15 protein-coding genes are annotated in these 18509 nt (G+C 73.8%); 4 read left to right on the top strand and 11 right to left on the bottom strand.

What is annotated here, in order from left to right:
* Positions 1-28: 28 nt before the first annotated feature.
* The gene (locus tag J2X49_RS00500) at positions 29-1213 is read right to left on the bottom strand and encodes an FAD-dependent oxidoreductase (RefSeq protein ID WP_310121196.1); all 1185 of its coding nucleotides are present in this window, start codon (positions 1211-1213) and stop codon (positions 29-31) included.
* A 9-nt stretch (positions 1214-1222) separates the two neighbouring features.
* Positions 1223-2275, bottom strand: coding sequence for a DUF4192 family protein (locus tag J2X49_RS00505; RefSeq protein ID WP_310121199.1), 1053 nt, complete (start codon positions 2273-2275; stop codon positions 1223-1225).
* A 113-nt stretch (positions 2276-2388) separates the two neighbouring features.
* On the opposite strand from J2X49_RS00505, the gene J2X49_RS00510 reads away from it, so the two are divergent.
* From J2X49_RS00510 to J2X49_RS00525, 4 genes are all read left to right on the top strand, one after another.
* On the top strand, positions 2389-4560 hold the full coding sequence (locus J2X49_RS00510; protein ID WP_396130675.1) for a heavy metal translocating P-type ATPase: 2172 nt from the start codon (positions 2389-2391) through the stop codon (positions 4558-4560).
* Between the two features lie 10 nt (positions 4561-4570).
* The gene (locus J2X49_RS00515) at positions 4571-6295 is read left to right on the top strand and encodes a gamma-glutamyltransferase (protein ID WP_310121202.1); all 1725 of its coding nucleotides are present in this window, start codon (positions 4571-4573) and stop codon (positions 6293-6295) included.
* Positions 6296-6342: 47 nt separating this feature from the next.
* Positions 6343-7362, top strand: coding sequence for an LCP family protein (locus tag J2X49_RS00520; RefSeq protein ID WP_310121204.1), 1020 nt, complete (start codon positions 6343-6345; stop codon positions 7360-7362).
* 66 nt (positions 7363-7428) lie between these two features.
* Complete coding sequence (locus J2X49_RS00525; protein ID WP_310121206.1) at positions 7429-8469, top strand: LCP family protein; 1041 nt, start codon at positions 7429-7431, stop codon at positions 8467-8469.
* Between the two features lie 2 nt (positions 8470-8471).
* Here the strand turns inward: J2X49_RS00525 and J2X49_RS00530 are convergent, their stop codons facing one another.
* The 9 genes from J2X49_RS00530 to atpA all read right to left on the bottom strand — a co-directional run bounded on the left by J2X49_RS00530 (position 8472) and on the right by atpA (position 18488).
* Complete coding sequence (locus J2X49_RS00530; RefSeq protein WP_128190726.1) at positions 8472-9425, bottom strand: aldo/keto reductase; 954 nt, start codon at positions 9423-9425, stop codon at positions 8472-8474.
* A gap of 60 nt (positions 9426-9485) precedes the next feature.
* Entirely contained in the window at positions 9486-9821 is a 336-nt protein-coding gene (locus J2X49_RS00535) for a TfoX/Sxy family protein (protein ID WP_310121212.1), read from the bottom strand.
* A 2-nt stretch (positions 9822-9823) separates the two neighbouring features.
* Positions 9824-11389, bottom strand: a complete 1566-nt coding sequence (locus J2X49_RS00540) for a DUF222 domain-containing protein (protein WP_310121214.1) — start codon at positions 11387-11389, stop codon at positions 9824-9826.
* 361 nt (positions 11390-11750) lie between these two features.
* Positions 11751-13439 (bottom strand): RecQ family ATP-dependent DNA helicase, encoded by a 1689-nt coding sequence (locus J2X49_RS00545; RefSeq protein ID WP_310121217.1) that lies wholly within the window; start codon positions 13437-13439, stop codon positions 11751-11753.
* Positions 13440-13490: 51 nt separating this feature from the next.
* A complete protein-coding gene (locus tag J2X49_RS00550) occupies positions 13491-14210 on the bottom strand; it encodes a peroxide stress protein YaaA (RefSeq protein WP_310121220.1) in 720 nt (239 codons plus the stop codon).
* The gene (locus J2X49_RS00555) at positions 14207-14464 is read right to left on the bottom strand and encodes a F0F1 ATP synthase subunit epsilon (RefSeq protein ID WP_128190156.1); all 258 of its coding nucleotides are present in this window, start codon (positions 14462-14464) and stop codon (positions 14207-14209) included. The genes J2X49_RS00550 and J2X49_RS00555 overlap by 4 nt, the downstream gene beginning before the upstream one ends.
* Positions 14464-15927, bottom strand: coding sequence for a F0F1 ATP synthase subunit beta (atpD, locus tag J2X49_RS00560; RefSeq protein WP_128190155.1), 1464 nt, complete (start codon positions 15925-15927; stop codon positions 14464-14466). Before atpD ends, J2X49_RS00555 begins: the two co-directional genes overlap by 1 nt.
* A gap of 18 nt (positions 15928-15945) precedes the next feature.
* Positions 15946-16830, bottom strand: coding sequence for a F0F1 ATP synthase subunit gamma (locus tag J2X49_RS00565; RefSeq protein WP_128190154.1), 885 nt, complete (start codon positions 16828-16830; stop codon positions 15946-15948).
* A 23-nt stretch (positions 16831-16853) separates the two neighbouring features.
* Positions 16854-18488, bottom strand: coding sequence for a F0F1 ATP synthase subunit alpha (atpA, locus tag J2X49_RS00570; protein ID WP_246990669.1), 1635 nt, complete (start codon positions 18486-18488; stop codon positions 16854-16856).
* Between the last annotated feature and the right edge of the window lie 21 nt (positions 18489-18509).

Genomic DNA, 18509 nt, shown 5'->3' on the forward strand with positions numbered 1-18509 from the left:
CTCGGCCGGTGACTCTCGCACCGCGCGATCACAGCCGCCCCTTGAGGATGCGGTGCCAGTACACCTGCGGGAGGCCGTAGCGGTCGAGCACGTGCCACACGAGCCTCGACCGGATCTCGTCGGGGACCGGCAGCGAGCGCCGCACCCGCAGCGCGCGGTCGTACTCGCCGAAGGAGAGGCTGCGCCGCGCGGTGGCGATCGGCGCCACCGTGTAGCCGTCGTAGCGCTCGAGCGGCTGACCGGCGCGGCTGCGGCGGATGTTCTCGACCACCGTCTTCACCTGCTCGCGGAGCGCGCCGCCGGTGCGGGCGTCCCCGAGGTCGGCGCCGTCGCCGACGGCCCACACGCGCGGGTGGCGGCGGTGCCGGAGCGTCTCGGGGTCGACCGCGGCGAAGCCGCCGGAGCTCGCGTCGTCGAGCCCCGACTCGGCGAGGAAGGCGGGCGCCGCGTAGGGCGGGTGCAGGTGCAGCAGATCGGCCTGCAGCGTCGTCTCCCCCGCGGGCCCCTCGAGCTCGACGGCGTCGCCGTCGATGCTGCGGATGCGCGTGCCGAGCCGCACGTCGATGCCGTAGTCGTCGAGGTGGCGGCGGATCTCCGCCTCGATCGCGGCGACCGGGTGCAGGCGCGCGCCCTCGTGCACGAGCACCACCTCGATGCGGTCGAGCACGCCGCGGGCGCGCCAGCGGTCGCACGAGATGAGCAGCGGCTTGAACGCCGTCTCGCGGCCCGAGGCGGGCTGCTCGTGCACCTGGAAGACGGCGCGGCCGCGGTCGAGGGCGTCGAGGCGCTGCCTCGTGCGGGGCAGCAGGTCGTCGACGAACGTCGTGACGGCCGTGCCCTCGGCGAGCGCGCGCTCGGCACCGGGCAGGCGCGACCAGTCGATGCGGGCGCCGGGCGCGACGATGAGGTCGGCGCCGCGCACCTCGGTGCCGTCGGCGCAGCGCACCGCACGGCGCTCGGGGTCGACGGCGACCGCGGCGCTGCGGTACCAGCGCACGCCGTCGGGGATGAGCGACGCCTGCGGCCGGGAGAGCTCGCGCTCGGATGCGATGCCGGTGCCCAGGTAGTGCTGCAGCGGCTTGTAGACGTGCTGCTCGGCCGGCTCGATGAGCGCCACGTCGCGGCAGCCGCGCCGCAGCAGGTGCGCCGCGGCGGAGAGCCCGCCGTTGCCGCCGCCGATGATGAGGACGTCATGCCGCTGCTCGCTCGCCATGCCGCGACGCTACTCCGGGTCGGCTGGGCGCAGCACCCAGTCGGGTGCGCCCTTGGCGTCGACGATGTCGCGCAGCAGCGGGGCCATCGTGAGCGTCGGGTCGATCGCCATCGCGAGCTCGGCGCAGCGGCCGGCCGTGCGGCCCCGGCCCGCGAAGAAGTGCAGGAAGCCGACGATGACGAGCACCGGGGCGCGCAGCTCGAGCGGGGCGGCCTCGGCGATCGCGCTCCAGCGGCGCAGCCGGTCGAGCAGGCGCGCGGCGTCGGGCGCCGGGCCGGTGCCGAGGAAGCGGGCCGCGGCGGCATCGCCCGCGACGTCGCCGTCGCGGTCGAGCGCGGCGAGCGTGGCCCGCGCCGCGTCGACGCCGTCGAGCGCGAGCTCGATGGCGAGGTCGCGCACGGGCGGGCTCCAGACGAGGCCGATCGCGAGCGCGGCGGCCCTCGCCGGGTCGACGCCGAGCGCGCCCGGCCCGCTGCCGAGCCCGGGCGCGAGCTCGACGGCGAGCTCGAGCGCGGCGATCGGGTCGTCGCGCGCGGCATCGACCTCGGCGGCACCGAGCGCGTCGATCCAGCCGAGCACCGCGGCGATCGAGCGGTCGTCGCCCGTCTCCGGAGCGCCGGGGATCGGTGCCGGCAGCGGCACGCCGGGCGCCGGGTCGTCGAGCAGGTCGAGCTCGGCGAGCGGGCCCCTCGCCGCATCCGGCGCCGCGTAGTCGCCCCACGAGTCGGGACCGAGCGCGAGCGCGTCGAGCACGCGGAGGCCGGCGCGCTCGAGCCGCTCGGCCACGCGCGCGAGCTCGAGCCGCCGCGGCAGCGCGCCGGTTCCGAGCGGGTCGGCGAGGCATGCGACGAGCACGACGGCGTCGGCGCCGCGCGCACCGCCGCGGACCGCCCGCGCGGTCGCGGCGACCGCGCTGCGATCCGGCAGGTCGAGCACCATCGGCATGCCGGAGCGCCCGCCGGCGAACGGCAGCGCGACGAGGCACGGGGGCTCAGGGGCGCCGACGAGGTGCGGCAGCAGGCGGAGCAGGGACTGCGGGGTGCGGATGCGGAGGGTCTCCATGGCGGGACAGTGCGGCATGGGCCAGGCAGCGCGCGCCGCCGGTCGACGCCCCTGTGGAGAAGCACCGTCCGCAGCCCCTTGCGCTATACCCCCTAGGGGTATATCGTGCGTGCATGAGCGGGACGCAGGGGAACCACCAGCATCACGACCACGGCCAGGGCCACGAGCACGGGCAGGACCACGGGCAGCACGGCGCGACGCCGGCCGTCACGGCCGAGCACGCGGACCACCCCGCGCAGCCGGCGAGCGGCGACCACGGCGACCACACCCAGGGCCACAGCGAGGGCCACGCCGACGGCCACATGGGGCACGCCGGCCACGGCGACCACGTCGCCACCTACCGGCGGCTCTTCTGGGCGATGCTCGTGCTCGCGGTGCCGACCGTGCTGCTGAGCGGCATGTTCGCGATGATCGTCGGCTACGACCTGCCCGACTGGCCGTGGCTCGCCTGGGTCTCGCCGCTGCTCGGCACCGTCATGTACGTGGTCGGCGGGCGACCCTTCCTCACCGGCGCCGTCGAGGAGCTCCGCGCGCGGAAGCCCGGGATGATGCTGCTCATCGGCCTCGCGATCACCGTGGCCTTCGTCGCGTCGTGGGCGGCCACGCTCGGCATCGCCGACCACCAGCTCGACTTCTGGTGGGAGCTCGCGCTGCTCGTCGCCATCATGCTGCTCGGCCACTGGCTCGAGATGCGCTCGCTCGCGCAGACCTCCTCCGCGCTCGACTCGCTTGCCGCGCTCCTGCCCGACGAGGCGGAGCGCGAGGTCGACGGCGGCACCGAGCGCGTCGCCCCCGATGCGCTGCGCGTCGGCGACGTGATCGTCGTGCGCCCCGGCGCCCGCGTGCCGGCCGACGGCGCGATCGTCGGCGGCGCCGCGAGCTTCGACGAGTCGATGATCACGGGCGAGTCCCGGCCGGTCGAGCGCGGCGTGGGCGACCGCGTCGTCGCCGGCACGGTCGCGACCGACTCCGGCGTGCGGGTCGAGGTCGACGCGACCGGCGACGAGACCGCGCTCGCCGGCATCCGCCGCCTCGTCGCCGAGGCGCAGGCCTCCTCGTCGCGGGCGCAGCGGCTCGCCGACCGCGCGGCCGGCTGGCTGTTCTGGTTCGCGCTCGCCGCGGCGGCGATCACCGCCGTCGTCTGGTCGGTCGCGGGCATGCCCGACGACGCGGTCGTGCGCGCGGTCACCGTGCTCGTGATCGCCTGCCCGCACGCGCTCGGCCTCGCGATCCCGCTCGTCGTGTCGATCGCCACCGAGCGCGCGGCGCGCGGCGGCGTGCTGATCGCCGACCGGCTCGCCCTCGAGACGATGCGCCGCGTCGACGTCGTGCTCTTCGACAAGACCGGCACCCTCACCGCCGGCGAGCCCGCGGTCGTCGAGGCGCACGCGGTCGACGGCGACGTCGACCAGCTGCTGCGGCTCGCGGCCGCCGCAGAGTCGCAGAGCGAGCACCCGCTGGCGCGAGCGATCGTGCGCGCCGCCGAGCACGGCGCGCTCGACGTGCCCGGCGCATCCGACTTCACCTCCTCCCCCGCCGTCGGCGTCACCGCCGCGGTCGAGGGCAGCACGGTGCGGGTCGGCGGCCCGCACATGCTGCAGGAGGAGGGCGCCGACGAGCTGCCCGAGGTCGAGCCGTGGCGGGACGCCGGCGCGATCATCCTCCACGTCGTCGTCGACGGCCGCGTCGCCGGTGCCCTGCGGCTCGCCGACGAGATCCGGGCCGAGTCGCGGCAGGCGGTGGATGCGCTCCACCGGCGGGGCATCCAGGTCGCGATGGTCACGGGCGACGCCGACGCCGTCGCGCAGGCTGTCGCCGCCGAGCTCGGCATCGACCGCGTCGCCGCCAACGTGCGCCCCGAGCACAAGGAGCGAGAGGTGGCGCGGCTGCAGGAGGAGGGGCGCACCGTCGCGTTCGTGGGCGACGGCGTCAACGACGCGCCCGCGCTCGCGCGCGCCGACGTGGGCCTCGCGATCGGCGCCGGCACCGACGTGGCGATCGCCTCGGCCGACGTGATCCTCGCGAGCTCCGACCCGCGCAGCGTGCTGTCGGTGGTCGAGCTCTCGACCGCGAGCGCCCGCAAGATGGTGCAGAACCTGTGGTGGGCGGCGGGCTACAACCTCATCTCGGTGCCGCTGGCCGCGGGCGTGCTCGCGCCGGTCGGCTTCGTGCTGCCGATGTCGGTCGGCGCCGTGCTCATGTCGCTGTCGACGATCGTCGTGGCGGTCAACGCGCAGCTGCTGCGGCGGCTCGACCTCGACCCGGCAGCCAGCGCCGCCCGATAGCGTGTCGCGCATGATGCGCACCAGACCGCCGCTGCAGGGATCGTTCGGAGCCGTCGCCTCGACGCACTGGCTCGCCTCGTCGAGCGGCATGGCCGTGCTCGAGCGGGGCGGCAATGCCGCCGACGCGGCCGCCGCCGCCGGCTTCGTGCTGCACGTCGTCGAGCCGCACCTCAACGGCCCCGGCGGCGACCTGCCGGCGATCGTGCGGCTGCCCGGGCAGGAGCCGCAGGTGCTGTGCGGCCAGGGCGTGACGCCCGGCGCCGCCACGATCGAGCGGATGCGCGCCGAGGGCATCGCGCACATCCCCGGCACCGGCCTGCTCGCCGCCGTCGTACCGGGCGCGGTGCCCGCGTGGCTCACGCTCGTGCGCGACCACGGCACGTGGGCGCCGGCCGACGTGCTCGCGTTCGCGATCGAGCTCGCGGAGCGGGGCCACCGCGTGCTGCCGCGCGTCGCGCGCACCATCGCCGGCCGCGCCGACTTCTTCCGCGAGCACTGGGCCGCCTCCGCGGCGCTCTGGGCCGACCCGGCCCCCGAGGCATGGGACGTGGTGCGCAACCCCGCGCTCGCCGAGACGTACCGCCGCCTCGCCGACGCCGGCCGCGGCATGGGGCGCGAGGCCGCGTGCGACGCGGCGATCTCGGCGTGGAGCGAGGGCTTCGTCGCCGAGGCCGTCGACCGGCACGGGCGCGAGGCGGCGATGGACTCCTCCGGCGACGCGCACCAGGGCCTCCTCACCGGCGACGACATGGCGGCGTGGCGGCCCGCCTGGGAGCCGTCGCTCGCGATGCCCTGGCGCGGCACGACCGTGCACAAGGCCGGCGCGTGGACGCAGGGCCCGGCGCTGCTCGAGGCGCTCGGCATCCTCGACCCGCTGCTGCCGGAGCGCGCGGACGCCTTCGACGCCGACATCGTGCACGCCGCAGCCGAGGCGATGAAGCTGGCGCTCGCGGACCGCGACGCGTGGTTCGGCGACGGCGCCGACATCTCCGGCCTGCTCGACGACGCCTACCTCGCCGAGCGGCGGGCCCTCATCGAGCAGGCGGCGTCGCTCGAGCTGCGGCCCGGCGCGCTGCGCGGCGAGCCGCGGATGCCCGTGGTCGGCACGGCGGGCGCGGCGCCGAAGGAGGCGGGCACGGGCGAGCCCACCCGCGGCGACACGTGCCACATCGACGTCGTCGACAAGGACGGCATGGTGATCTCGGCCACGCCGTCCGGCGGCTGGCTGCAGTCGAGCCCGACGATCGCCGACCTCGGCTTCTGCCTCGGCACGCGCGCCCAGATGCTCTGGCTCGAGGACGGCCTCGCCACGAGCCTCGCCCCGCGCATCCGCCCCCGCACCACCCTGTCGCCGACGATGCTGGTCGACGACGACGGCGCGACCGCGGCGCTCGGCACGCCGGGCGGCGACCAGCAGGACCAGTGGCAGCTCACGATGCTGCTCGGCATGCGGGTGCTCGGGCTCGACCCGCAGGCGGCCATCGACGCCCCGTCATGGCACGTGACGCACCTGGTGTCGTCGTTCGAGCCGCGGGTGTGGGAGCCGGGCGGGCTGCACGTCGAGTCGCGGCTCGGCGACGACGTGCTCGCCGAGCTCGCGCGCCGCGGGCACGTGCTCACGGATGCGGGCGCCTGGTCGCTCGGACGGCTCTCGTTCGCGTCGCACGAGCCCGACGGCACGATCCGCGCCGCGTCGAACGCACGCGACGAGCAGGGCTACGCCGCGCTGCGCTGAGGCGGCCCGCTAGCCTCGGGAGCGCGACGACCCGAGGAGACGACACGATGCAGGCACGCACCCGACGAGCGCGCACGGGGCCGGCGGCGGCGCGATGGGCGGCGGTCGCGCTCGCCGCCACGCTCGCGATCACGGGCTGCGGGCCGCAGTCGGAGCCGCTCCCGACGCCGACCGCGACGCCGAGCCCGAGCGCGGTCGCCCCGACGCCGACGGCCGCGCCGAGCCCGACGCCCACGGCGCCGGGCGACCCGCTGCCCGACGGCGCGGTCACCGCGCTGCTGCTCGGCACCGACTCGCGCACGCCCGGCTCGATGACCGGCAACGCCGACGCGATCATGGTCGCCCAGATCTCGGCCGACCGCGACACGCTGACGCTCGTGTCGATCACGCGCGACTCGTGGGTGCAGATCCTCGGTGCCGGCGCGGGCAAGATCAACGCTGCGTTCGCGATCGGCGGCACGCCCATGATGCGCGACACCGTCTCGCAGCTCTTCGGCGGGCTCGAGATCGACTACGTCGTGCAGGCCGACTTCGAGGGCTTCATCGCGCTGACCCGGGCGCTCGACGGCTTCGACGCGGCCAACCAGCACCCGACCCAGGTGACGGTCAACAGCACTGGCCGGATCGTCGACTTCACCGCCGACCCGGTGCACCTGTCGGGCACCGACGGCCTCATCTACGTGCGCCAGCGCAAGGGCCTGCCCGCAGGCGACCTCGACCGCGCGGAGCGGCAGCGCGCCGCCGTCGCCGGCATGCTCGAGCGCATCGACGAGATCGCGACCGCCGACCCGGCTGCGCTCCCCGAGCTCTTCGGCCACTTCGCCGGCCGGCTCAAGATCACCGGCGAGCTGAGCATCGAGGACATGATCGCGCTCGCGAGCCTGAGCCAGGAGCTCGAGCGGGACGACGTGGTGAGCCTCATGGCGCCGATCACGGGCTTCGGCACGCAGGGCGGGCAGTCGGTGAACATCGTCGACACCGCGCAGACGGCCGCGCTCGGCGATGCGCTCCGCGCCGGCGACATCCAGCCCTACGTCGACGCGCACGACACGGGGTACGTCCCTTGATGTAACGCTGTTCCCAAACCTGCCGCGGCGCCGCTAGCCTGAGCGCGGACTCGGCAGGGGGCGGCGATGCGAGCACGCGGCGCAGGGGCGCGGATGCGCCGGCTCGGCCTGGTCGCGCTCGTCGCGGTGGTCGCCGCCACGGGCTGCGGCCCCGCGGAGCCCTCCCCCGCGCCGACCGCCGACGCGCGCGCGACGGAGTCGCCGACGGCCTCCCCGACGCCCACCTCCGAGCCCTCCCCGACGCCGACCCCGACCGCGACCGCGACGGCCGATCCGCTCCCCGAGGGGCCGGTCACCGCCCTGCTGCTCGGCACCGATGCGCAGGAGCCGGGCAGCTGGGGCGGCCGGCCCGACACGATCGTCGTCGCGCAGCTCTCCGCCGACCGGCAGACGCTCGCGCTGATCTCGGTCACGCGCGATTCGTGGGTGAGCATCCCGGGCGTGGGCGAGGCGAAGATCAACGCGGCGTTCCCGGCCGGGGGCACCGAGCTGATGCGGACGACGGTGTCGGAGCTCTTCGGCGGGCTCGAGATCGACTACGTGGTGCAGGCGAACTACGAGGGCTTCGTCAGCCTCATCGAGGCGGTCGACGGCTTCTGGGTCGAGAACCGCAACCCGTCGGTCGCCCGGTTCGTGGACGGGGCGATCGACGGGGGCGCGAGCCGCTACTACGACTTCACCGCCGACCCCCTGCTGCTCGACGACGGCGACGGCATCTACTTCGTGCGGCAGCGGATCGACCTGCCCTACGGCGACCTCGACCGCGCCGAGCGGGCGCGCGCCTCGATCATCGGGCTGCTCGAGCGCCTCGACGAGCTGGCCGCCGACCCGCCGGCGCTCACGGCGGCGCTCGTCCACATCGCCTCGGCGGTCCGCATCACGGGCGACCTGCAGGTCGACGACATGGTCGCGCTCGCGGCCCTCAGCCAGGAGCTCGAGCGCGACGACATCCTCAGCCTCATGGCCCCGCTGGCCGGGTTCACCGGCCGCGCCGGGGCATCCGTGAACATCGTCGACGAGCCGCGCACCGCCGCACTCGGCGAGGCGCTGCGCGCGGGCGACGTGCGCGCGTACGTCGCCGCCCATGGCGACGACTACGCACCCTAGGCTCAGGCGAAGAGCTCGGAGATCTCCTCGACGGTGCCGGCGTCGAGCTCGCCGCGGCCGGCCGCCGCGTTCTGGGCGATCTGCTCGGGGCGCGTGGCGCCGGCGATGACGCTCGTGACCGCGGGCTGCGCGAGCAGCCACTGGAACGTCACCTCGAGCATCGTCGACCCGGTGCGGGCGACGATGCGCTCGTACTCGGCCATGCGGCTCCAGTCGGTCTCCTCGAGCACCTGCGGCTTGAGGCGCGTGAGGCGGGCGTCGTCGGGGCCGGAGCCCTGCGAGTACTTGCCCGTCAGGAGCCCGTTGGCGAGCGGGAAGTAGGGCAGGAAGCCGAGGCCGGCCTCGCGCACGGCCGGCAGCACCTCGCGCTCGACGCCGCGGGAGACGAGCGAGTACTCGTCCTGCGCCGAGACGAACCCGTTCGGGCTCTCGACGGCTGCGGCGGCTGCGATCTGCTCGGCCGAGAAGTTGGAGTGGCCGTAGGCGCGGATCTTGCCCTCGGCGACGAGCTCGTCGAGCGCGGCGACCGTCTGCTCGATCGGCGTCGACGGGTCGGGCGTGTGCATCTGGTAGAGGTCGATGTGCTCGACCTGGAGCCGGCGCAGCGATGCCTCGACCGCGCTGCGGATGTACTGCCGAGCGCCCTTCGCGCCCCACGTCTCGGTGCCCTCGATCGCGAGGCCGCTGTGGCCCCACTTCGTCGCCAGCACGACCTTGTCGCGCGCGGCGCTGCCGGCCTTCTGCAGGGCGACACCCATGAGGGTCTCGGAGGTGGTGGCCGGGTTGCCGTAGATGTCGGCGGTGTCGAAGAGCGTGATGCCGTGGTCGATGGCCGCGTGGATCACGGCGTCGGTGCCGGCCTGGTCCTCGGTGCGGGTGCCCTTGCGGCCGAAGTTGTTGCAGCCGAGGCCGATGGTCGAGACCTCGATGCCGGAGCTTCCCAGTGTGCGCGTCATGCCCTCCACCCTAGGCGGCCTCGGCCTCGAGGCCGGTGTGCGCCAGCCGCTCCCCGGTCGCTACCTCGGCCCCGCGCCACGGCCTCGCGCGGGCTTCGGCGGCTGCGTCGCCGCGATGGTCTGCGCGACCTCGTGCAGCCACTCGACGTCGCCCAGCCGATCGTCGTCGACGATCCCGTAGGGCTTCGAGCCGGGGTATGCCTCGCCGCGCGGGAGCGCCGAGGTGAGCTCCTCCGCCTCGGGGACGAGCTTCAGCAGCAGCGTGTCGTCGCAGATGAAGCCGAAGATCCGGTCGTCGCAGTAGATGGCGTGCTCGCCGAACATCGCGCGCAGCCGCACGGGCAGCGGGTCGAAGGCGTCCTGGATGCGCTCCAGCGTCTCGGGTGCGTTCGGCATGCTCAGATGCTCCGGCCTGGCGCCGACGAGGGCAAGGACGGGACGAGGTCAGGCGGATGCGCCCACTCGGGTGTGGGCTCGCCTGGCGGTCCGCCGTCGTCCGGCAGCGCGCCCCAGGGCGCGTCCGTCTCGGCGAAGCGCGGCCCCTGCGGCTCTGGCTCGTCGCGGATGACCCTGCCGAGCGGTGTCGTCCACTCGAGCACCCCGTCGGGCAGCTGCCGGACGCTCCATCGTGTCGCGTGCTTCATGGTGTGGTGCCTTCGGCAGAGGTGCGCCAAGTTCACGATGCTCGTCGGCCCGCCCGCAGCGTGGTCGATCGTGTGGTCGAGGTCGGCGCGGGCGACGGGGTTCGCGCAGCCGGGCCAGCGGCAGCGGCCGTCGCGCGCGCGGAGCCAGCGGCGCTGGGCGCGGTTGGGCGTGTAGGTGTCGACGGTGACGGGCAGCCCGGTGACGGGGTGGGTGAAGAGCCGTTCCCACGTGGCGGTGTCGGCGGCGAGCGCGCGCACCGTGGCCGGGTCGACGAGAATCGTCCCGTCGAGCAGCGCCGGGAACCGCAGCTGCGGCTCGTCCGCGTCGTCGGTGTCGCGCAGCAGCTCGGTCGCGGGCACGGTGATCGCGACGGTCGCCGTCAGTGCGTTGGTCGCGTGCAGGTCGTCGGGCGTCTGGCCGGTGAGGAGCAGCTCGCAGAACGCGTCGGCGCGGAACTGGTCCCAGGTGCGCGGGTCGTCCTTGGGCTTGCCGCGGGCGGCTTGCGTGAGCCGGTCGAAGATGCCGGCGCCGACGACCGCGGGGACGCGGGCGCCGATGTCGACCATCCCGTCGCCGGCGTCGACCATCCACACGTCGCGCCGCTCCATCGCCACCCGGTGCCGCTGCTGCAGCGGCTGCGTGAGCACCCGGTCGACGATCCGCTTCGACCGGGACCGCAGCCGGGCGGGCGTGGTCGTCTCGGCGATCGCGACGAGCTCCCGCTCGACGCGGGCGCGCTCGGCCGGGTCGGCGTCCACGTCGATCCGCAACGGGTGCGTCGCCTGCTCGATCACCCGGAGGTGGCCGGCGGAGATGCGGCCGGACTTGTGCGCCTCGTGCGCGGCGGGCAGCTCGGTGACGATCTGCCACGCGGTGGCCATCCGCTGCTCGATGCCGCGGTCGGACTGGCGCAGCTCGGCGGCGAGGATCGACGCGGCCTCCTTGAGCGCCGTCACGACCTCGCCGCCGTCGTCGCGGACGCGCTGGAAGCGCGCGGCGAGCAGCTCCCGCTCCTGCGCCTCGAGTCGCGCCCGCTGCGCCTGCAGCGCCTTCATGCGGCCCGCGAACTGCTCCTCGCGGCGCAGCCAGGCGGCGCGCTCGGACTCGGCCGGGCCGGGCAGCGGCGGGACCTGCATGCGGCCCTCGATGACCGCCTCGAGCTCGTCGGGCGTGAGCGCCGCGAGCCGCTCGCCCCAGTCGCGGTCGAACGCGGCGAGCTCGTCCTCGAGCTCGGCCGCGGTGCGGCCGTACGGGTCGATCGCGCCGGCGCGGATCGACGCGATGTAGTCCTCCGCGTCGAGGCCCCAGTCGCCGTCCATGCAGGCATGGAACCACGGGGCACTGACATGGCATCCGCCCCCCCTCCGCTGGTCGAGGAGGGCGGCGGAGCCGGCCGTCTCGAGACCACTCACGCCCGGCCGCACGTGGTCTCGTGACGCGAGCGGGCTGCGCCCGCGCGCTCCTCGACCAAGGGGAGGGGAGCAGGCGGGCGGGCACGCTGCGGAGTGGTCTCGACTCGCGGAGCCGCCTGCGGCGGCGCCGCGGCTCGACCAGCGGGGTGGGGAGCGGCGGCGCCGCGGCTCGACCAGCGGGGAGGAGGCGGCGGCCGCGCTGCTCGACCAGCGGGGAGGAGGCAGCGGCCCCTCGGCTCGACCAGCGGAGCGGGAGCGGCGGAAGGGGTCAGAGGGGCTGCAGCGCCCCGGTGCGGGCGAGCACCTCGACCGCGAGCGTCTTGTAGCCCTCCTCGTCGAAGAGCACGGTGATGCGGTCGCCGTCGTCGCTCACGATCGCGCCCTCGCCCCACGCCTCATGCCTCACGCGCTGGCCGACGTGCCAGTCGTCCGCTCCCCCGGTGGCCTCGTCGGCGGCCGCGCGCGCCTTCTCGACCCGCGCCGCCGAGCCCGAGCGGCACGTGTCGCACGCGCCGCACAGCTCCGGCAGCTCCTCGCCGAAGTAGCCGAGCAGGTAGCGACGGCGACATCCGCCGGTCTCGACGTAGCCGCGCATCATCTCGACCCGCGACCGGTCCACGCGCCGCCGCGCGTCGGCGATCTGCGCCGCCTCCTCGACCGCTGGCCGCACGGCCCCCGCGCTCCAGACGAGCTCCCCCTCGTCGGTCGTCTCGACGGCGCCGACCTGCTCGAGCAGGTTCACCGCCGCGGTGAGCCGGCTCGCCCCGACCTCGAGCCGCTCGCGCAGGCGCGCCGGCGGGACGGGCTGCTTCGCTCGCCGCACGCGCGAGGCAACGGCCGAGAGCATCTCCTCGTCGGCGGTCCCGCCGGTGCGGAAGCGGTGCAGCCCGAAGTCCTCCTGCCGGTGCAGCAGCGCCGCGAGCGCCGGCTCGCCGTCGCGGCCGCTGCGCCCGATCTCCTGGTAGTAGGCGTCGAGCGAGTCGGGCGGCGCGGCGTGGAGCACGAACCGCACGTCGGGCTTGTCGATGCCCATCCCGAACGCCGACGTCGCGGCGACGACCTCGGCGCTGCCGTCGCTGAACGCGGCGTGCACCCGCTCGCGCTCGGCGCGCGCCATGCCGGCGTGGTACGCCTCGGCACGCACGCCGGCCGCGACCAGGTCGGCCGCGTAGCGCTCCGCGTCCTTGCGCGTCGCGACGTACACGAGTCCCGGCTTCGCCTCGGCGACCGCTCGCGCGACGAGCGCCTCGCGCCGCTCGTCGTCGTCGCTGTGCCGCTGCACCTCGAGGAAGATGTTGGGGCGGTCGAACCCGCGCACCACCTGCCGCGGATCGCGCATGCGCAGCCGCTCGACGATCTCCTCCCGCACGGGCGGCGCGGCGGTCGCCGTCAGCGCGACGGTCGTCGGATGCCCGAGCACCTCGACGACGTGCCCGAGCCGCAGGTACTCGGGACGGAAGTCGTGGCCCCACGCCGACACGCAGTGCGCCTCGTCGACGACGAGCAGCGACGGCCGCAGCTCGCGGAGCCGCTCGAGCACCTCGTCGCGGGCGAGCTGCTCGGGGGCCAGGAAGACGAACTCGGCCTCGCCGGCCTCGAGCTCCTCCCACGCCTCGCGGTGCTCGCCGACGCGCTGCGACGAGTTGACGGCGACCGCCGGGTCGGCCCCGAGGCCCTCGAGCTGCTCGACCTGGTCGTGCTGCAGGGCGATGAGCGGTGAGACGACCACCGTGAGCCCATCGAGCAGCTTCGCGGCGAGCTGGTAGATCGCCGACTTGCCGTGCCCGGTCGGCATGACGGCGAGCACGTCTTGGCCGTCGAGCAGCGCCTGCACGGCCTCGGCCTGCCCGGGCCGGAGGCTCGGCCAGCCGTAGCCGCGCGCCGCCTCCAGGATCCGGTCGTCGACCGCCTCCTCCGCGTCGGGGCGGGCATCGTCGCGGGTGGTGCGGACAGGCATGCAGCGATGCTAGGTCGGCCGGCTGATCACGGTCTGCACCGCGGGCCCGCGTCAGCGCGCGGCGACGAGCCGCGGATCCTGGACGACGAGCCGCAGGCCGCCCTCGGCGCGCGTGAGCGGCACGCCGGCCGACGCCGCCCACGCCACGAGCGCATCCACCGACGGCGCCTCCACGGTCGCCTCCGCGAGCGAGCGCACGAGCGCGCCCTTCCCTGCCTTGTTCCAGTGGTTGAGCGCCCTGCCCTCCGGCGAGACGATCTCGACGGGCACGGCGCCGGCGACCGGCGCCAAGGCCGCGTACGCCTTCGAGCGCAGGTCGAGCGCGAAGCCCTCGATCGCGTCGCCCGCTCCCGACCACAGGTCGCGCATCCGCTCCCCCGGCAGGCGCGTGTGCTCCGACACCTTGTAGGCGGGGATGCGGTCGGATGCGCGCACGAAGCCGAGCAGGGCCGACTGGATCACGACGTGGGTGTCGACCCAGTCGCGCGCATCGGCGTCGAGGGATGCGGCGTCGAGGGCGTCGTAGAGCACGCCCGTGTAGCGCTCGATCGCCGGCATCGTCGGCGCATCGCGCACAGCGGCGTTGTCGGCGGCGGCGCGCGCCTTCGCGGGCGTCGAGACGCCCTGGCCGGCGGCGACGAGGCGGTCGAGGGCCGCGAGGGCCCGGGAACGGGCGACGGCCAGCCCGGGGAATCCCAGGCTGGCCGTCGACAGCGGCTCCGCCGTCCCGCCTGCCGCCTTCGTCTCGCTGGGCGGCAGCAGGACGATCACGCGAGCTTGGCGTTCCTGGCGACGATCTCGACGCGGTCGTGGTCGACCGACAGGAAGCCGTCCTCGGCCTCGACGCTGTGCACCGTGCCGGTCGAGTCGGTGACGCGCACCTGACCCTCGGCGAGCACGGCCAGCACCGGCTCGTGGCCCGTCAGGATGCCGATCTCGCCCTCGGTGGTGCGGGCGATGACCTGCGAGGCCTCACCCGACCACACCTCCGAGGCGGCCGACACGATGCTGACGGTCAGAGCCATCAGCCGTTCTCCTTCTGGATCTGCGCCCACTTGGCCTCGACGTCCGAGATCGCGCCGACGTTGAAGAACGCCTGCTCGGCCACGTGGTCGAACTCGCCCTTGGCGATCGCGTCGAACGACTCGACGGTCTCCTTGAGCGGCACGGTCGAGCCCTCGACGCCCGTGAACTTCTTGGCCATGTAGGTGTTCTGCGAGAGGAACTGCTGGATGCGGCGTGCACGCGACACGACGATCTTGTCCTCCTCGGAGAGCTCGTCGACACCGAGGATGGCGATGATCTCCTGCAGCTCCTTGTTCTTCTGGAGGATCTGCTTGACGGTCGTCGCGACGCGGTAGTGGTCCTCGCCCAGGTAGCGGGGGTCGAGGATGCGGCTGGTCGACGTGAGCGGGTCGACGGCCGGGTAGAGGCCCTTCGACGCGATCTCGCGGCTCAGCTCGGTCGTCGCGTCGAGGTGCGCGAACGTCGTGGCCGGGGCCGGGTCGGTGTAGTCGTCGGCCGGCACGTAGATCGCCTGCAGCGAGGTGATCGAGTGGCCGCGCGTCGAGGTGATGCGCTCCTGCAGGATGCCCATCTCGTCGGCGAGGTTCGGCTGGTAGCCGACGGCGCTGGGCATGCGGCCGAGCAGCGTCGAGACCTCCGAGCCCGCCTGCGTGAAGCGGAAGATGTTGTCGATGAACAGCAGCACGTCCTGCTTCTGCACGTCGCGGAAGTACTCCGCCATCGTCAGCGCCGACAGGGCCACGCGCAGACGCGTGCCCGGCGGCTCGTCCATCTGGCCGAAGACGAGGGCGGTCTTGTCGAAGACGCCCGCCTCCTCCATCTCGTGGATCAGGTCGTTGCCCTCACGGGTGCGCTCGCCGACACCGGCGAACACCGAGACGCCGCCGTGGTCCTGCGCGACGCGCTGGATCATCTCCTGGATGAGGACGGTCTTGCCGACGCCGGCGCCGCCGAACAGGCCGATCTTGCCGCCCTGCACGTACGGGGTCAGCAGGTCGATGACCTTGATGCCGGTCTCGAACAGCTGCGTCTTCGACTCGAGCTGGTCGAACGCGGGGGCCTTGCGGTGGATCGACCAGCGCTCGGTGACCTCGATCGTCTCGCCCTCGCCGAGGTTGAGCGCCTCGCCGATGACGTTGAAGACCTTGCCCTTGGTGACGTCGCCGACGGGGACCATGATCGGGTCGCCGGTGTCGCGCACCTCCTGGCCGCGGACGAGGCCGTCGGTCGGCTTCAGCGCGATGGCGCGCACGAGGTCGTCGCCGAGGTGCTGCGCGACCTCGAGCGTGATCTCCTGCGGCTCGGTGCCGTCACCGAAGTCGACGGTCGTCTTGAGCGCGTTGTAGACGGGCGGGATCGCGTCGTGCGGGAACTCGATGTCGACGACGGGACCGGTCACGCGGGCCACGCGGCCGACGCCGGCCTGCCGCTGCGAGACCTCGGGGGTGTCAGTGATGGTCATGGTGCTTGCCTTTCGTGGCTACTTCGCCGAGGCGAGGGCGTCCGCGCCGCCCACGATCTCGGAGATCTGCGTCGTGATCTCGGCCTGGCGCGCGTTGTTGCGCAGGCGGGTGTAGTCGGTGATGAGCTTGTCGGCGTTGTCGGAGGCCGACTTCATGGCCTTCTGCGTCGCCGCCTGCTTCGCGGCGGCCGACTGCAGCAGGGCGTTGAAGATGCGGCTCTCGACGTACACCGGCAGGAGCGCGTCGAGCACCTGTGCGGGCTCGGGCTCGAACTCGTACAGCGGGAAGTGCTCCGCGCTCTCGGCACTCTCGGCCTCGACGACCTCCAGCGGCAGCAGCCGCACCGAGGTGGGCTCCTGCGTCATCATGCTGACGAAGCGGTTGTAGACGATGTGGATCTCATCGACCTGCTCGGAGACGTACGCCTCGAGCACCGCCTCGGCGATCTCCTGCGCGAGCTCGGGGCTCGGCGTCTCCGACTGCCCCGTCCACGCCTGGATGGACGCGCGCTTGCGGAACTTGAAGTAGCCGACGGCCTTGTTGCCGACCAGGTAGTGGTCGACCTCCTTGCCCTCGGACTCCAGCTTCGCCCGGAGCTCGCTCGCCTCGCGGATGATCTGCGAGTTGAACGCGCCGGCCAGGCCGCGGTCGCTCGTCAGCACGACGATCGCCGCGCGCTTGAGCTGCGGACGCTCGACCGTGAGCGGGTGCGCCTCGTTGGAGTACGTGGCGACCGCGCTCACGGCGCGCGTCAGCGCCCTGGCGTACGGCGTCGACGCGTGCACGCGTGCGAGCGCCTTCTGGATGCGCGATGCAGCGATGAGCTCCATCGCCTTCGTGATCTTCTTGGTCGTCTGCGCAGACTTGATCTTCTGCGTGTAGACCCGGAGCTGGGCTCCCATTCCGCCTCCTCAGCGAGCTCGCGTCAGCGACGGCCCTTGACGATCTGCTCCTGGTTGACGTCCTCGACCATGGGGTTGTCGGACTCCGTGCCCGGGTCGGTGATGCTCGACTCCGGCTTGCCCTGCCAGTTCTTCACGAACTCGTCGACCTCGGACTCGAGCGTCGCGAGCGTCGCGTCGTCGAGCACGTTGGTCTCGCGGAGCGTGCCGAGCACCGAGCTGTTGCTTCGCAGGTGCTCGAGCAGCTCGGACTCGAACTGCAGCACCTGGTTCACGGGCACCGTGTCGAGCTTGCCGTTCGTGCCGGCCCAGATCGAGACGACCTGCTCCTCGACGGGGTACGGCGAGTACTGCGGCTGCTTCAGCAGCTCGGTCAGGCGCGCGCCGCGCTCGAGCTGACGGCGCGAGGCCGCGTCGAGGTCGGAGGCGAACATCGCGAACGCCTCGAGCGAGCGGTACTGGGCGAGCTCGAGCTTGAGCGTGCCGGAGACCTTCTTGATCGACTTGACCTGGGCGTCGCCGCCGACTCGCGAGACCGAGATGCCGACGTCGACCGCGGGGCGCTGGTTGGCGTTGAACAGGTCGGACTGGAGGAAGATCTGGCCGTCGGTGATCGAGATCACGTTGGTCGGGATGTACGCCGAGACGTCGTTGGCCTTCGTCTCGATGATCGGCAGGCCGGTCATCGAGCCCGCGCCGAGCTCGTCGGAGAGCTTCGCGCAGCGCTCGAGCAGGCGGGAGTGCAGGTAGAACACGTCGCCCGGGTATGCCTCGCGGCCCGGCGGGCGGCGGAGCAGCAGCGACACGGCGCGGTAGGCCTCGGCCTGCTTCGACAGGTCGTCGAAGATGATCAGGACGTGCTTGCCCTCGTACATCCAGTGCTGACCGATGGCCGAGCCGGCGTAGGGGGCGAGGTACTTGAAGCCGGCCGGGTCGGACGCGGGCGAGGCGACGATGGTGGTGTACTCCATCGCGCCGGCCTCCTCGAGGGCGCCCTTCACCGAGGCGATGGTCGAGCCCTTCTGGCCGACGGCGACGTAGATGCAGCGCACCTGCTTGTTGACATCGCCCGAGTCCCAGTTGGACTTCTGGTTGATGATCGTGTCGATCGCGATCGCCGTCTTGCCGGTCTGGCGGTCGCCGATGATCAGCTGGCGCTGGCCGCGGCCGACCGGGATCATCGCGTCGATCGCCTTGATGCCGGTCTGGAGCGGCTCGTGCACCGACTTGCGCTGCATGACGCCGGGCGCCTGCAGCTCGAGGGCGCGGCGGCCGCTCGAGGCGATCTGGCCGAGGCCGTCGATCGGGTTGCCGAGCGGGTCGACGACGCGGCCCAGGTAGCCCTCGCCCACGGGGACCGAGAGCACCTCGCCGGTGCGGGTGACCTCCATGCCGGCCTCGATGCCGGCGAACTCACCGAGCACCACGACGCCGATCTCGGACTCGTCGAGGTTCTGGGCGAGGCCCAGCGTGCCGTCCGCGAAGCGGACGAGCTCGTTGGCCATGACGCCGGGGAGGCCCTCGACGTGCGCGATGCCGTCGGCGGCGTCGATGACGGTGCCGACCTCGGCCGTCGTCGAGGCGGACGCCTCGTAGGACGAGACGAAGTCGGCGAGTGCGCCCTTGATCTCGTCGGGGCTGATGGTGAGCTCTGACATGTGTCTTCCTCTGGTGGGCTG

The sequence above is a fragment of the Agrococcus sp. BE272 genome, assembly GCF_031457935.1.
GTDB classification, from domain to species: domain Bacteria; phylum Actinomycetota; class Actinomycetes; order Actinomycetales; family Microbacteriaceae; genus Agrococcus; species Agrococcus sediminis.